This is a genomic window from Arthrobacter sp. TJ-238 (assembly GCF_058269215.1).
In genome coordinates, this window is sequence record NZ_JBZCNH010000004.1 from 273,409 (window position 1) to 287,286 (window position 13,878).

The 13,878-nt window shown below is 70.1% G+C and carries 11 protein-coding genes; 9 read left to right on the plus strand and 2 right to left on the minus strand.

Translation table 11 applies throughout. The features are described from left to right. Positions 1-197 precede the first annotated feature (197 nt). From AC4D2O_RS10145 to AC4D2O_RS10165, 5 genes are read left to right on the plus strand one after another with little or no spacing between them, the layout of a single operon-like run. Complete coding sequence (locus AC4D2O_RS10145; protein ID WP_490906895.1) at positions 198-1,490, plus strand: ABC transporter substrate-binding protein; 1,293 nt, start codon at positions 198-200, stop codon at positions 1,488-1,490. A gap of 3 nt (positions 1,491-1,493) precedes the next feature. Beyond that, on the plus strand, positions 1,494-2,483 hold the full coding sequence (locus AC4D2O_RS10150; protein ID WP_490906896.1) for a carbohydrate ABC transporter permease: 990 nt from the start codon (positions 1,494-1,496) through the stop codon (positions 2,481-2,483). Further along, positions 2,480-3,394 (plus strand): carbohydrate ABC transporter permease, encoded by a 915-nt coding sequence (locus tag AC4D2O_RS10155; protein WP_490906897.1) that lies wholly within the window; start codon positions 2,480-2,482, stop codon positions 3,392-3,394. The genes AC4D2O_RS10150 and AC4D2O_RS10155 overlap by 4 nt, the downstream gene beginning before the upstream one ends. After that, complete coding sequence (locus AC4D2O_RS10160; RefSeq protein WP_490906898.1) at positions 3,391-4,857, plus strand: GH1 family beta-glucosidase; 1,467 nt, start codon at positions 3,391-3,393, stop codon at positions 4,855-4,857. The genes AC4D2O_RS10155 and AC4D2O_RS10160 overlap by 4 nt, the downstream gene beginning before the upstream one ends. Then, positions 4,857-5,936 carry a LacI family DNA-binding transcriptional regulator gene (locus tag AC4D2O_RS10165; protein WP_490906899.1) on the plus strand — a complete coding sequence of 360 codons (1,080 nt, stop codon included), beginning with the start codon at positions 4,857-4,859 and terminating at the stop codon, positions 5,934-5,936. The genes AC4D2O_RS10160 and AC4D2O_RS10165 overlap by 1 nt, the downstream gene beginning before the upstream one ends. Here the strand turns inward: AC4D2O_RS10165 and AC4D2O_RS10170 are convergent. Then, entirely contained in the window at positions 5,867-8,062 is a 2,196-nt protein-coding gene (locus AC4D2O_RS10170) for a S9 family peptidase (protein ID WP_490906901.1), read from the minus strand. The two genes, AC4D2O_RS10165 and AC4D2O_RS10170, sit on opposite strands and share 70 nt — an antisense overlap. 181 nt (positions 8,063-8,243) lie before the next feature. Between AC4D2O_RS10170 and AC4D2O_RS10175 the strand changes: the two genes are divergently transcribed. Genes AC4D2O_RS10175 through paaZ form a run of 4 tightly spaced genes read left to right on the plus strand, consistent with a single transcriptional unit; the run spans position 8,244 to position 13,211 of the window. Beyond that, positions 8,244-9,452: a thiolase family protein gene (locus AC4D2O_RS10175; protein ID WP_490906903.1), complete on the plus strand. Its 1,209-nt coding sequence runs from the start codon at positions 8,244-8,246 to the stop codon at positions 9,450-9,452. Next, entirely contained in the window at positions 9,452-10,198 is a 747-nt protein-coding gene (locus AC4D2O_RS10180) for an enoyl-CoA hydratase/isomerase family protein (RefSeq protein ID WP_490906906.1), read from the plus strand. The genes AC4D2O_RS10175 and AC4D2O_RS10180 overlap by 1 nt, the downstream gene beginning before the upstream one ends. Further along, positions 10,195-11,070 carry a 3-hydroxyacyl-CoA dehydrogenase family protein gene (locus AC4D2O_RS10185; protein WP_490906910.1) on the plus strand — a complete coding sequence of 292 codons (876 nt, stop codon included), beginning with the start codon at positions 10,195-10,197 and terminating at the stop codon, positions 11,068-11,070. The genes AC4D2O_RS10180 and AC4D2O_RS10185 overlap by 4 nt, the downstream gene beginning before the upstream one ends. Positions 11,071-11,123: 53 nt before the next feature. Beyond that, the gene (paaZ, locus tag AC4D2O_RS10190; protein ID WP_490906914.1) at positions 11,124-13,211 is read left to right on the plus strand and encodes a phenylacetic acid degradation bifunctional protein PaaZ; all 2,088 of its coding nucleotides are present in this window, start codon (positions 11,124-11,126) and stop codon (positions 13,209-13,211) included. 34 nt (positions 13,212-13,245) lie between these two features. On the opposite strand, the gene AC4D2O_RS10195 is transcribed toward paaZ, so the two are convergent. Further along, the gene (locus AC4D2O_RS10195) at positions 13,246-13,857 is read right to left on the minus strand and encodes a TetR/AcrR family transcriptional regulator (protein WP_490906916.1); all 612 of its coding nucleotides are present in this window, start codon (positions 13,855-13,857) and stop codon (positions 13,246-13,248) included. Between the last annotated feature and the right edge of the window lie 21 nt (positions 13,858-13,878).

Sequence of the window (13,878 nt, forward strand, 5' to 3'; positions counted from 1 at the left end):
TTTCTTCCGACCCCCCCCCCCCGGTGTGTTTTTGTGTCCTGCCTCCCCCCCCCCCCCCCCCCCGCCACTCCAGTCCTGGACCGGGCCCGATCGACGGGCCCCGGCCCGTGTCCCGTCCGGACGCCGAGCCCCGGGAAGAACCACCCTGAACCCGCTGCACCCGGCGGTGGGATCCAACCCTGACAAAGGAGTCATCCGTGCACAGCAGAGCACGTATCACCGCACTGTCCGCCACGGCGGCATGCCTCGCCCTGGCCCTCACCGCCTGCGGATCCGGCGGTTCGGACAACGCCGGCGTCGAAGGCGAGACCGGCACCGAGGACGTCACCCTGTCCGTCGGTACGTTCAACGAATTCGGCTACGAGGAGCTCTTCACCGAATACGAGGAGCTCAATCCCAACGTCACCATCGAACACAAGAAGGCCGCGACCTCGAACGAGGCCCGCGACAACCTCACCACGAGGCTCGCCGCCGGCTCCGGACTGTCCGACATCGAGGGCATCGAGGTCGACTGGCTGCCCGAGCTGCTCGAGTACCCCGACCAGTTCGCAGACCTCAGCGACCCCGCCGTCGAGGGACGCTGGCTCGACTGGAAGACCGCCGCCGCCACCACCGAGGACGGCCAGCTGATCGGTTACGGCACGGACGCCGGACCCCAGGGCGTCTGCTACCGCACGGACCTGTTCGAGAAGGCAGGGCTCCCCAGCGACCGTGAGTCCGTCGCGGAGATGCTCGAGGGCGACTGGCAGAACTACTTCGACGCGGGCAAGAAGTTCGTCGCCGCGAGCGGCGGCACGGCCTGGTTCGACTCCGCCGGAGCCACCTACCAGGGCATGATCAACCAGGTCCAGAACGCGTACGAGGACAACGACGGCGCGCTCATCGCCACCGAGAATCCCGACGTCAAGGACATCTACGAGCAGGTCCTGCAGGCCTCCGTCACCGACGGTCTCTCCGCGCACCTCACGCAGTGGGAGGACGACTGGGTGGCCAGCTTCCAGTCCGACGCGTTCGCGACCAAGCTCTGCCCGGGCTGGATGCTCGGCGTCATCGAGGGCAACGCCGAGGGCGTCGAGGGCTGGGACATCGCCGATGTCTTCCCCGGCGGCGGCGGCAACTGGGGCGGGTCCTACCTGACCGTCCCCACGCAGGGCGCCAACCAGGCCGAGGCCAAGAAGCTCGCCGAGTGGCTCACCGCCCCGGAGCAGCAGATCAAGGCCTTCGAGTCCAAGGGCACCTTCCCCAGCCAGGTCGACGCGCTGGAGAGCGACGCACTCCTGGGCCAGACCAACGCGTTCTTCAACGACGCCCCGACCGGTGAGATCCTCGCCAACCGGGCCACCGCCGTCGAGGTCACGCCGTTCAAGGGTCCCAAGTACTTCGCCGTCAACGACGCCATGCAGCAGGCCCTCACCCGTGTCGACGTCGACAAGACCGACGACCCCGCCTCCTCCTGGGAGAAGTTCGTCACCGCTGTAGGCGCTCTGTAGCCCATGGCCGTCACGGACCGGGTCCAAACCCCACCCCCCAACACGAACCAGCGTGCCTCACGCGACAAGAGTGTGAAGCGGCTCGCCTTCTCCCAGAAGGTGTCGAAGTGGGACGTCAAGCTGTCCCCGTATCTCTACATCTCGCCGTTCTTCGTGCTCTTCGCGATCACGGGCCTGTTCCCCCTGGCCTACACGGCATGGGTCTCGCTGCACTCCTGGAACCTCATCGGGGGCCAGGGCAAGTTCACGGGACTCGAGAACTACGAGTTCGTCCTCGCGCAGCCGTTCTTCTGGAACGCGGTAGGCAATACGTTCAGCATCTTCCTCCTCTCGTCCGTCCCCCAGGTCGTCCTCGCCATCGCCATCGCGGCGGTGCTCGATGCGAATCTCCGGGCCAAGACGTTCTGGCGGATGGGCGTCCTCGTACCGTTCGTGGTGGCCCCCGTGGCCGTTGGGTTGATCTTCAACAACCTCTTCGCTGATCAGGCAGGCCTGTTCAACGAGCTGTTGACGGGGATAGGGCTGGACCCGGTCCGCTGGCACTCCGACTCGCTCGCGAGTCACACGGCGATCGCCACCATGGTGAACTTCCGCTGGACGGGCTACAACGCCCTGATCTTCCTCGCCGCCATGCAGGCGATCCCCAGGGACGTCTACGAGGCGGCGACGATCGACGGCGCCGGGCGTCTCCGCCAGTTCTTCTCGGTGACCGTGCCGATGCTCCGCCCCACCATCATCTTCGTGGTGATCACCGCGACGATCGGTGGCCTCCAGATCTTCGACGAGGCACGCGTGTTCGACCAGGCGGGCCTCGGCGGCGCCGACCGCCAGTGGCAGACGCTCACCATGTACATCTGGGAGCTCGGCTGGGGTCAGCGCAACTTCGGCAGGGCCTCGGCCGTCGCCTGGCTGCTGTTCCTCATCATCGTCATCATCGCGATGGCCAACTTCCTCATCACCCGCCGCATCGCCACCCAGGGAGGCCGACGATGAGCTCCATCCCCATGATCGAACAGACTGCGGGCAAGGGGGCCGCCCGTGCGGCCCAGCGGGGCCTCGGCTCCCGGCGCCGCGGCGCCACCGGCGGCACGATGCGGCGTCCCGGATTCCTGACCTACGGGTTCCTGGGAGCCGTGATCCTCGGCTCGGTGTTCCCCCTCTGGTGGTCGTTCCTGGTGGGAAGCCACGACAGTTCGGTCATCAGCAAGGGCGTGCCCCTGGTGCCGGGTGGCAACTTCTTCGCCAACGCGGCCAGTGTGCTGGACACGATCCCGTTCTGGAAGGCGCTCGGCAACAGCATCATCGTCTCCACCGTCACGGCGGTGTCCGTGGTCCTGTTCTCCACCCTCGCCGGGTTCGCGTTCGCCAAGCTCCGCTTCCGCGGCAGCAAGGGCCTCCTGGTGTTCGTGATCGCCACCATGGCGGTCCCCACCCAGCTCGGCGTGGTGCCGCTGTTCATCGTCATGGCGAAGCTCGGCTGGACCGGGTCGCTCTGGGCGGTGATCATCCCCGGCGTCGTCACGGCCTTCGGGGTGTTCTGGATGACGCAGTACCTGAGGGACGCGCTGCCGGACGAGCTCATCGAGGCCGTCCGGATCGACGGCGCGTCGATGATCCAGGCGTTCTGGTACGTGGGCCTCCCGGCAGCCCGGCCGGCCGCGGCGATGCTCGCCCTGTTCACGTTCGTCGCCACGTGGACCAACTTCTTCTGGCCGTTCATCGTGCTGGATCCGTCCAACCCCACCCTTCCGGTGGCACTGCAGCTGCTCCAGGCCGCGCACTTCGTCGACTACTCGATCGTGCTCGCCGGAGCGGTGCTCTCCACCATCCCCCTGCTGCTGCTCTTCGCGGTGGCGGGACGTCAACTCGTATCAGGAATCATGCAAGGAGCAGTCAAAGGATGAGCAGCACCGAGATCACCTTTCCCGAGGGTTTCCTCTGGGGTGCGGCGACCGCCGCGTACCAGATCGAAGGCGGGGCGCAGGAGGGCGGCAGGGGGCCGTCCATCTGGGACACCTTCGCCCGTGTCCCGGGAGCGGTGGCGGATGCGCACAACGGCGACGTCGCGTGCGACCACTACCACCGGTCGGCGGACGACGTCGCGCTGATGAAGAGCCTCAACCTGCAGGCGTACCGCTTCTCGACGTCGTGGTCCCGCTGCATGGCGGACGGCGTCACGCCGAACCCAGAGGGCATCCGCTTCTACTCCGGGCTCGTCGACCAGCTCCTCGAGGCCGGCATCAAGCCGTGGCTCACCCTGTACCACTGGGACCTGCCGCAGGCCCTCGAGGACAAGGGAGGCTGGACCAACCGCGACACCGCGTACCGGTTCGCCGAGTACGCCGCCGTCATGCACGAGGCCCTGGGCGACCGCGTCCGGATCTGGACCACCCTCAACGAGCCCTGGTGCGCGGCGTTCCTCGGCTACGCGGCCGGCGTGCACGCTCCCGGACGGCAGGAGCCGACGGCGGCCCTCGCCGCCGCCCACCACCTGCTGCTCGGGCACGGGCTCGCCACGCAGGAGCTGCGCCGGCGCGACGCCGAGGCGACGCTCGGCATCACGCTGAACCTGACCGTGCCGGATCCCGTGGACCCGGACAGCGAGGAGGACCGCGACGCCGCACGCCGCATCGACGGGCAGTTCAACCGCATCTTCCTCGACCCGGTGCTGCGCGGAGCATACCCGGAGGACGTGCTCCGCGATGTCGAGCACCTGGGCCTGGCAGAGTACATCCGTGACGGCGACCTCGAGATCATCGGAACCCCGATCGATGTGCTGGGCGTGAACTACTACCACGGCGAGGCCGTCACCAAGTCCCCGTCGGGTGACGCTGCGCCGCAGGAGGGCCACGCGCCCCTCGAGCGTCCCGTCTCCTCGCCCTACGTCGCTGCACACGGCGTGCGCTCCGTGCCTCGCGGCCTGCCCGTCACCGCCATGGACTGGGAGGTGCAGCCCGACGGCCTCCGCCGCCTCCTCAACCGGCTGCAGGACGAGTACACGGGCCCGGCGGGTATCCCGATCTACATCACGGAGAACGGCGCCGCCTACAACGACAGCCCCGACGACTCCGGCTTCGTGGACGACCAGGACCGCCTCGGCTTCTTCGACGTCCACGTGCGGGCGATGAAGGACGCGATCGACGACGGCGTGGACCTGCGCGGCTACCTCGCGTGGTCCCTCATGGACAACTTCGAGTGGGCCTGGGGCTACCACCAGCGCTTCGGTCTCGTGCGGGTGGACTACGAGACGCAGGAGCGCACCCCGAAGGCGAGCGCCCTCTGGTACGCGCGCCTGGCAGCCTCCAACACGGTGCCGGACGCCTCGTCGCCGGACGCGGAGAGGGCCGGTGTCGTATTGTCGAGGTGATGAAGGCCTCCCCGCCCCGACCGCTGCGTCAGGTCACCGCACGCTCGAGCCCCACGCTCGAGGACCTCGCCGTGGCCGCCGGGGTATCACGGTCCACCGCCTCCCGCGCGATCAACGGAGGTGAGCGTGTCAGCCCCGAGGCCCAGGCAGCGGTGGACCGTGCGGTCGTCGACCTCGGGTACATCCCGAACCGGGCGGCCCGCAGCCTGGTGACCCGCAGGACGTCCTCGATCGCGCTGGTCATCCCGGAGCCGGACGTCCGCGTCATGATGGATCCCTTCTTCGCCGTCGTCATCACCGGCATCACGGAGGCGCTCCGGGAGACCGACGTCCAGCTGGTGCTGCTGATGTCGAGGACCGAGGACGACTCGTCCCGCACCCTGCGCTACCTGCGCGGGGGGCACGTGGACGGGGCGATCGTGGTCTCGCACCACAAGGCCGACTCGTGGGCGAGGTCGCTCGCGGAGACGGGTCTTCCCACCATCTTCATCGGACGGCCGTGGGACACGACCTTCGACGTGACGTATGTGGATACCGACAACGTGGGCGGCGGGCGTCTGGCTGCCCAGCACCTCGCGGGCATCGGCCGGCGCCGCCTCGCCACGGTGGCCGGGCCCGCCGATATGACCGCCGCCGTCGACCGCCTGCGCGGCTGGAAGGCGGGCCTGGCCGAGGCCGGACTGCCCGAGGGGCCCGTGGTCCACGCCGACTTCACCACGGACGGGGCAGCCGCGGCGGCTCGCCGGCTGCTGGCCGAGGACCCCGACATCGACGGCATCTTCGCGGCCTCGGACCTGATGGCGCTCGGCGTGCTGGAGGCGCTCCACGCCGCCGGCAGGACGGTGCCCGGCGACATCGCGCTCATGGGCTACGACAACCATGCCGTCGCCGAGACGGCTGCCACGCCGCTCACCACGATCACGCAGCCCATGGTCGAGATGGCCGTGAAGGCGGGGACGATGCTCCTCGAGGAGATCGAGGCTCCGGGTTCGCACCCGGAGCCCGTCATCTACTCCACGGAGCTCGTGGAACGCGCCAGCACCTCCGCGGCCCCCACCGCGTCCGCGACGAACGCGTAGTCCCAGGCGACGTCGCGCCAGCGGGAGTAGCGGCCGCTCGCGCCGCCGTGGCCGCCGTCCATCTCGGTCTTGAGCACGATGGGTTCGGTGCCGGTCGCCGTCTCGCGCAGCCGTGCGACCCACTTCGCGGGCTCCACGTAGAGCACCCGGGTGTCGTTGTAGCTCGTGACGGCGGCGATCCGGGGGTAGGCCACGGGCCGCACGTTCTCGTAGGGCGTGTACTCCTTCATGTAGCGGTACACGGCCGGGTCGGTGATCGGGTTGCCCCACTCCTCCCACTCGAGTGCCGAGAGCGGCAGGTCGGGGTCGAGGATGGTGGTGAGGGCGTCCACGAAGGGGACCTGCGCCACGATGGCCCGGTACTTCTCCGGCGCCAGGTTCGCGACGGCGCCCATGAGCAGGCCGCCCGCCGATCCGCCCATCGCGGCGATCCGTGCGGGGTCGACCCACCCCGACCCGCCGAGGTACGTGGTGGCGTCGACGAAGTCCGTGAAGGTGTTCTTCTTGGCGAGCTTCTTGCCCTGTTCGTACCAGCCGCGGCCCATCTCGCCGCCGCCGCGGATGTGCGCCGTGACGAAGACGATGCCGCGGTCCAGGAGGGAGAGCCGCGCGACCGAGAAGGCCGGGTCCATGCTGACCTCGTAGCTGCCGTACGCGTAGATCACCGCGGGGTTGGTGCCGTCCTGGGCGAGGTCGGCCCGGCGGACCACGGACAGCGGGATCAGCGTCCCGTCGGCGGCCGGTGCCCACTGGCGCTCGGCGACGTACGCGGCGGGATCGTAACCTCCGCGCACCTCGGTCTCCTTGCGCAGTTCCAGCGAGCCGTCCTCGAGCACGTAGTCGTAGACCCGCGGCGGCGTGAGGTACGAGGTGTAGGACAGGCGGATGATCGGGGAGTCGAACTCGGCATTGGCGAGGGCGCTCGTGAAGAGTTCCTCGTCGAAGTCGGGTTCGGCGGGCAGGCCCTGGTCCGCGGTACCGAGACCGGCCAGCGGGAGGACCTGGACGCGCTCGATGGTGTCCTTGCGGACGGAGAGCACCAGGTGGGTCCGCGTGATGGAGAGGCCTTCGACCCGGACGGCGTCGTCGTGGGGGATGACCGTCGTCCACTGCTGCTCGGCGAGGGGCCGGGAGAACTCGTCCGCCGCGACGAGGCTCACCATGGAGTTCTTGGCGTCGCGGTCGTGGGTCAGGAGGTAGTGCGGTACGCCGTCGACGGGAACGGGCTCGGCGTCGTACAGGATGCGCTCGTCCCGGGAGATCAGCAGCGTGAGCCCGGCCTCGGGGTGCTCGAGGTCGAGCACCCGGTACTCGCTGTACTCCGAGCAGCCGATGCTGATGAGGAGCTGCGTGCGGTCGGCCGACACCTCGAAGCCCGTCCACATGGCGACGTCGTCCTCCTGGTAGACGACGACGTCGTCGGCCACGGGCGTGCCGAGGGTGTGGGAGCGTACCTGGTAGGGGCGCCAGGAGTCGTCGACGACGGTGTAGTAGACGCGACTGCCGTCGGGGGAGAAGGACAGCCCGTAGAAGACGCCGGGGATCTCGTCGGGCAGCAGCTCGCCCGTCGTGAGGTCCTTGATGCGCAGCGTGAAGCGCTCGTCGCCCGCGTTGTCCTCGCAGTACGCGAGCCGCGTGCCGTCCTCCGTCACGGAGAGGCCGCCCAGGGAGAAGAACGGCTTGCCCTCGGCGAGCTCGTTGCCGTCGAGCATGACCTGCTCGCCCGGCACCGGCCGGCCGGGGACCACCTCGGGCGGTGTCCAGTCACGGCCCAGGTCGCCCGTGTCCTCCGCGGCCACGCGGCACTGGATCCCGTACTGCTTCCCCTCCTCGGTCCGCGAGTAGTACCACCAGCCCTTCTTGCGGGCTGGGACGGAGAGGTCGGTCTCCTGCGTGCGGTCCTTGATCTCGTTGAAGATGGCCTCGCGCAGCGGTTCCTGGTGCCGGGTGACGGCCTCCGTGTACTCGTTCTCGCGCTCGAGGTATCCGATCAGCTCGGGGTTCTCCTTCTCGCGCATCCACTCGTAGGGATCCACGAAGGTGTCGCCGTGGTGGGTGCGCTCGTGCGGCACCTTCCTGGCCGGGGGAGGAACAGGGACTTGGAGCGCGGTGGCGTCGACGGTCATGGTTCCCATCTTGCCACTGCCGCTCCGGGCGTCCGCGGCGGCGCAGGAGCGGGGGTGCGGGGCGCCCTGGTTGACCGTGCCGAACCGGCATGCAATTCTGGAGCGGGCCTTTACAGAACGAACGTTCGGTAATTCGTCCGCAGGGCGACCTGCTGGACCTGAGACGACGAGGGAGACGATCATGGCCGAGGCTTTCCTGGTGGGCGGTGTCCGCACGCCGGTGGGCCGGTACGGCGGGGTGCTCTCGGGCGTGCGGCCGGACGACCTCGCGGCGCTCGTGCTCGACGCCGTCGTGCAGCGTGCGGGCCTGGACCCGGCCGTCGTGGACGAGGTGATCCTCGGCAACGCGAACGGCGCCGGCGAGGAGAACCGGAATGTCGGGCGCCTCGCCGCGCTGCTCGCGGGCTTCCCCGACAGCGTCCCCGGCATCACCGTCAACCGCCTCTGCGCCTCTGGGCTCTCGGCGATCATCATGGCCTCGCACATGGTGAGGTCCGGGGCCGCGGACATCGTCGTCGCGGGCGGCGTCGAGTCGATGAGCCGTGCCCCCTGGGTCATGGAAAAACCGGATCGGGCCTTCGCCAGGCCCGGGGCCGTACTGGACACCTCGATCGGCTGGCGCTTCACCAATCCGAAGCTCGCCGCACGGGACAAGGCCACGTACTCCATGCCCGAGACCGCCGAGGAGCTCGCCGCCCTGGACCGCATCACGCGCGACGACGCCGACGCGTTCGCGCTCCGCTCCCACCAGCGGGCGCTCGCGGCCATCGAGGCCGGACGCTTCGCCGACGAGATCGTGCCCGTCCAGGTCAACCGCGGGAAGACGTCGTCGTCCGTGGACGCCGACGAGGGCCCGCGCGCCGACACGACCCTCGACGTCCTCGCGGGGCTCCGTCCCGTGGTCCGCCCGGACGGGGTCGTCACGGCCGGCAACTCGAGCTCCCTCAACGACGGCGCCTCCGCCGTCATCGTCGCCTCGGAAGCTGCCCTCGCACGGTACGGCCTGACCCCGCGCGCCCGCATCCTCGACGGCGCCTCCGCGGGCGTGCCGCCGGAGATCATGGGCATCGGTCCCGTGCCCGCCACGCAGAAAGTCCTCGAGCGTACCGGCCTGGCCGTCTCCGACCTCGGCGCCGTCGAACTCAACGAGGCCTTCGCCACGCAGTCGCTCGCCTGCATCCGGCGGCTCGGGCTCGACGAGAGCATCGTGAACCGCGACGGCGGAGCGATCGCCCTCGGCCACCCCCTCGGCTCCTCGGGTGCGCGCATCGCCGTGACCCTGCTCGGGCGCATGGAGCGCGAACTCACCGGAGCTTCCCGGCGGCTCGGCCTCGCGACGATGTGCGTCGGCGTGGGCCAGGGCACCGCGATGCTCGTCGAGGCCGTCTGATGCCGTCGTCGCTGAAGCTCACCGAGGGCGCCGGTTCGAATGTCCTCGTCGTCGAACTGCACCGTCCCGAGGTGCGCAACGCGATCGACCGCGGGATGGTCGACGAGCTGCACGCCGTCTGCGCGGACCTCGAGCGGACACCGCGCATCCTCGTCCTCGCCGGGTCCAACGGCGTCTTCGCCTCGGGCGCCGATATCGCCGAACTCCGCGCGCGCCGGCGCGACGACGCCCTGGCGGGTATCAACTCGACGCTCTTCGCCCGCATCGCAGCCCTGCCCATGCCCGTCATCGCGGCCCTCGACGGCTACGCGCTCGGCGGCGGTGCCGAACTCGCGTTCGCCGCGGATTTCCGGCTCGGAACGCCCCGGCTGAGGATCGGCAACCCCGAGACCGGCCTCGGCATCCTTCCGGCCGCCGGTGCCACCTGGCGGCTGAAGGAGCTGGTGGGGGAGCCGCTCGCGAAGGAGATCCTCCTCGCCGGGCGCGTCCTCACCGCCGAGGAGGCCCTGGACGCCCGGCTCATCACCGAGATCCATGCACCGGAGGACCTCCTGCAGGCGGCCCACGCTCTCGCGGACCGCATCGGCCGACAGGACCCCCTGGCCGTGCGGATCACCAAGAGCGTGTTCCACGCACCGCGGGAAGCGCACCCTGTGATCGACCAACTCGCGCAGGCCGTGCTCTTCGAGTCGGACGCCAAGTTCGACCGCATGCAGCAGTTCCTGGACCGGAGGAAGAGCTCATGAGTGCCGTGCCGGCACGCGTCGGCGTCCTCGGCGGTGGCCGGATGGGCGCGGGGATCGCGCATGCGTTCTGCCTCGCAGGGTCGGACGTCGTCGTCGTCGAACGCGACGACGACGCGGCGGAGGCGGGCCTCGCCCGCGTCACGCAGGCCCTCGCACGCAGCGTGGACCGCGGCACGACGGCGGAATCGCCGGCCGAGCTGACCCGCCGCGTGGCGGTGTCCACGGACTACGCGTCGTTCGCCTCCCGCGGTCTCGTCGTCGAGGCGGTGCCGGAGGACCTCGGACTCAAGCGGCAGGCGCTGCGGGCGGTCGAGGACGTCCTCGACGACGGCGCATGGCTCGCGACGAACACCTCGTCCCTCTCGGTCGACGTGCTCGCCGACGTCCTGCGACGCCCCGACCGGTTCTGCGGCCTCCACTTCTTCAACCCCGTGCCGGCGTCGACCCTGATCGAGGTGGTGCTCGGAGCCCGGACGTCCGGGGAGCTCGAGGCCGCCGCGCGGGCCTGGGTGACCGCGCTCGGCAAGACACCCGTCGTCGTGCGCGATTCTCCCGGCTTCGCGAGCTCCAGGCTAGGCGTCGCCATCGCCCTGGAGGCCATGCGCATGCTCGAGGAGGGCGTGGCGAGCGCGGAGGACATCGACGCCGCGATGGTCCTCGGCTACAGGCACCCGGTCGGGCCGCTGCGCACCACCGACATCGTGGGCCTCGACGTCCGGCTCGGCATCGCGGACTACCTCACCTCGACCCTCGGGCCGCGCTTCACCCCGCCGGCGATCCTGCGCGAGAAGGTGGCCCGCGGCCATCTCGGACGCAAGACCGGGCGCGGCTTCTTCGCGTGGGACGATGCCCCACCGTCGTCCGCGTCATGACCCTGCCACACCGCGACACCCATCCCAGCAGCACCAGTGAAAGGCGAGCGGACATGACCACCGCCCCGGAACGAGTACAGATCGACGTCGTCCCCAGCTTCATCGAGGATGCCTGGTGGACGCCGGACCGCACCGCTGGGGACGGCGAAGGCACCGTGGTCCGTGATGCCAGTACCGGCGAGGAGCTCGCCGTCGTCAGCACGGCCGGCATCGACACGGCCGCCGCCGTCCGGTTCGCGCGCGGCACCGGCCAGGCCGAACTCGGACGCTTCACCTTCCACGAGCGCGCCCTGAAGCTCAAGGAGCTCGCGCAGTACCTGAACGCGCACCGCGAACCCCTGTACGAGCTGTCGGCGAAGACCGGTGCCACGAAGGTCGACTCCATGGTGGACATCGACGGCGGCATCGGCGTGCTCTTCACGTTCGGGTCGAAGGGGCGCCGCGAGCTGCCGAACTCCCACGTGATCGTCGACGGCCCGCCCGAGGTGCTCTCGAAGGACGGCTCCTTCCTCGGCACGCACATCCACACGCGCATCCCCGGCGTCGCCGTCCAGATCAACGCCTTCAACTTCCCCGTCTGGGGCATGCTCGAGAAGCTGGCCCCCGCCTTCCTCGCCGGCGTACCGACCATCGTGAAGCCCGCGACGCCCACCGGCTTCCTCACGGCCGCCGTCGTGAAGCTCATCGTCGGTTCCGCGATCCTGCCGGCGGGTTCGCTGCAGCTCATCTCCGGTCCGGCGCGTGACGTCCTCGACCACCTCGACTACCGGGACCTCGTGTCCTTCACGGGCTCCGCGTCCACCGCCGACCTCCTCAAGGCACATCCGTCCGTGGCGCGCGGCGGGGTGCGCTTCACGTGCGAGACCGACTCCCTCAATGCCGCGATCCTCGGTCCCGATGCTGTCCCCGGCACACCCGAGTTCGATGCGTTCGTGAAGTCCCTCGTCACGGAGATGACGGTCAAGGCCGGCCAGAAGTGCACGAGTATCCGCCGGTCCATCGTGCCCGAGGCGCTCGTCGACGACGTCGTGCTGGCCGCGGGTGAGCGGATCCGCTCGCGGGTGACCCTGGGCGACCCGCGGGCCGATGGCGTCACGATGGGTGCGCTCGCGTCGCTCGCGCAGCTCGAGGGCGTGCAGGATGCCGTCCGGGAGCTGATCGCCGGAGGCGCATCCGTGGCGTTCGGCTCGCTCGACGCCCCCGACGTCGTGCTCGCGGACAACACTCTCGGCAAGGCGCCGGGAGGTGCCTTCATGGAGCCCGTGCTGCTCACCTGGAAGGACGTCGAGGCCGGCGCGCTGCACTCGGTGGAGGCCTTCGGCCCGGTCGCGTCCGTCATCGGCTACGACGACCTCCCGCACGCCGTCCGCCTCGCAGCCCTCGGCTCGGGTTCCCTGGTGGCCACGGTCTGCACGAACGACCCGGCGGTGGCGCAGGACCTCGTGCTGGGCATCGCGGCGCACCACGGCCGCGTCCTGATCCTCAACCGTGAGGACGCCCGGACCTCCACGGGGCACGGCTCGCCCGTGCCGCACCTCGTGCACGGCGGACCGGGGCGTGCGGGCGGCGGCGAGGAGCTCGGTGGCATGCGCTCGGTGCTGCACCACATGCAGCGCACCGCGGTGCAGGGGTCCCCGAACATGCTCACCAGCATCACGGGGGAGTGGCACGCCGGCGCGGACCGACGGTTCGACGACGTCCATCCGTTCCGCAAGGACCTCGCCACGCTGCGCATCGGCGATGCCGTCCGCTCCGGACTGCGGCAGGTGACGCTGGAGGACATCAGTGCGTTCGCCGAGACCACCGGCGACACCTTCTACGCCCACACCGACGAGGCGGCGGCCGCTGCCAATCCCTTCTTCCCGGGCATCGTGGCCCACGGCTATCTCCTGCTCTCCTGGGGGGCCGGTCTCTTCGTGGACCCCGCGCCGGGACCGGTGCTGGCGAACTACGGTCTGGAGAACCTGCGGTTCGTCACGCCGGTCGCCGCCGGTGATTCGATCCGCGTGACGCTGACGGCCAAGCGGATCACGCCGCGGGAGACGGACGAGTACGGCGAGGTGGCCTGGGACGCCGTCCTGCACAACCAGGACGACGAGATCGTGGCGACCTACGACGTCCTGACCCTCGTGGAGAAATAGCGCCGGCGCAGGTCCCGGCCGGAGGGAAGGGGCATCAGCGGCGGTGGAGCCCGTCGAACACCATGACGATGACGTCGTCGGCCAGTTTCCCGGCCGTCAGCGGTCCGCCCGGCCGGTACCACTCGACGATCGAGTTGATGGTGCCGAAGATCAGGCGCGTGGTGGTGCGGGGGTCGATGTCGCTGCGGATGGAACCCTCGTGGCGCGCGGCGTCCACCAGCGCGGCCACCTCGCGGTCGAACGTGCGCCGGCGCTCGAGCGCCTCGCGCTCCACCTCCGTGTTGCCCCGCAGCCGCAGGAGCAGCGTGACGAAGGGGAGCCGCTCGGTCAGCACCGCGATGGTCCCGCGCAGCACGAACTCAAGGCGCGTGTCCGCGGCGCCGACGGCCGCCCCGGGGGCGGAGAGCACCGCCTCGAGCCCGCCGAGCGCGTGATCGAGGGCCAGCCGCAGCAGGTCGCCCTTCGAGGGGACGTGGTGGTAGATGGCCGACTTGCTGATGCCGAGCTCCTCGGCCAGCATCCCCATCGACGTCGCCTCGTAGCCGTGACGGTTGAAGGCGGTGACCGCGACGGCGAGGACCGACTGCTGATCGTAGCCCGGGCGCCCGCGGCGGGTGGGGGGCGGTGTGGGCTCGGCAACGGTCATGCTGCTATTTTTGCACGACCG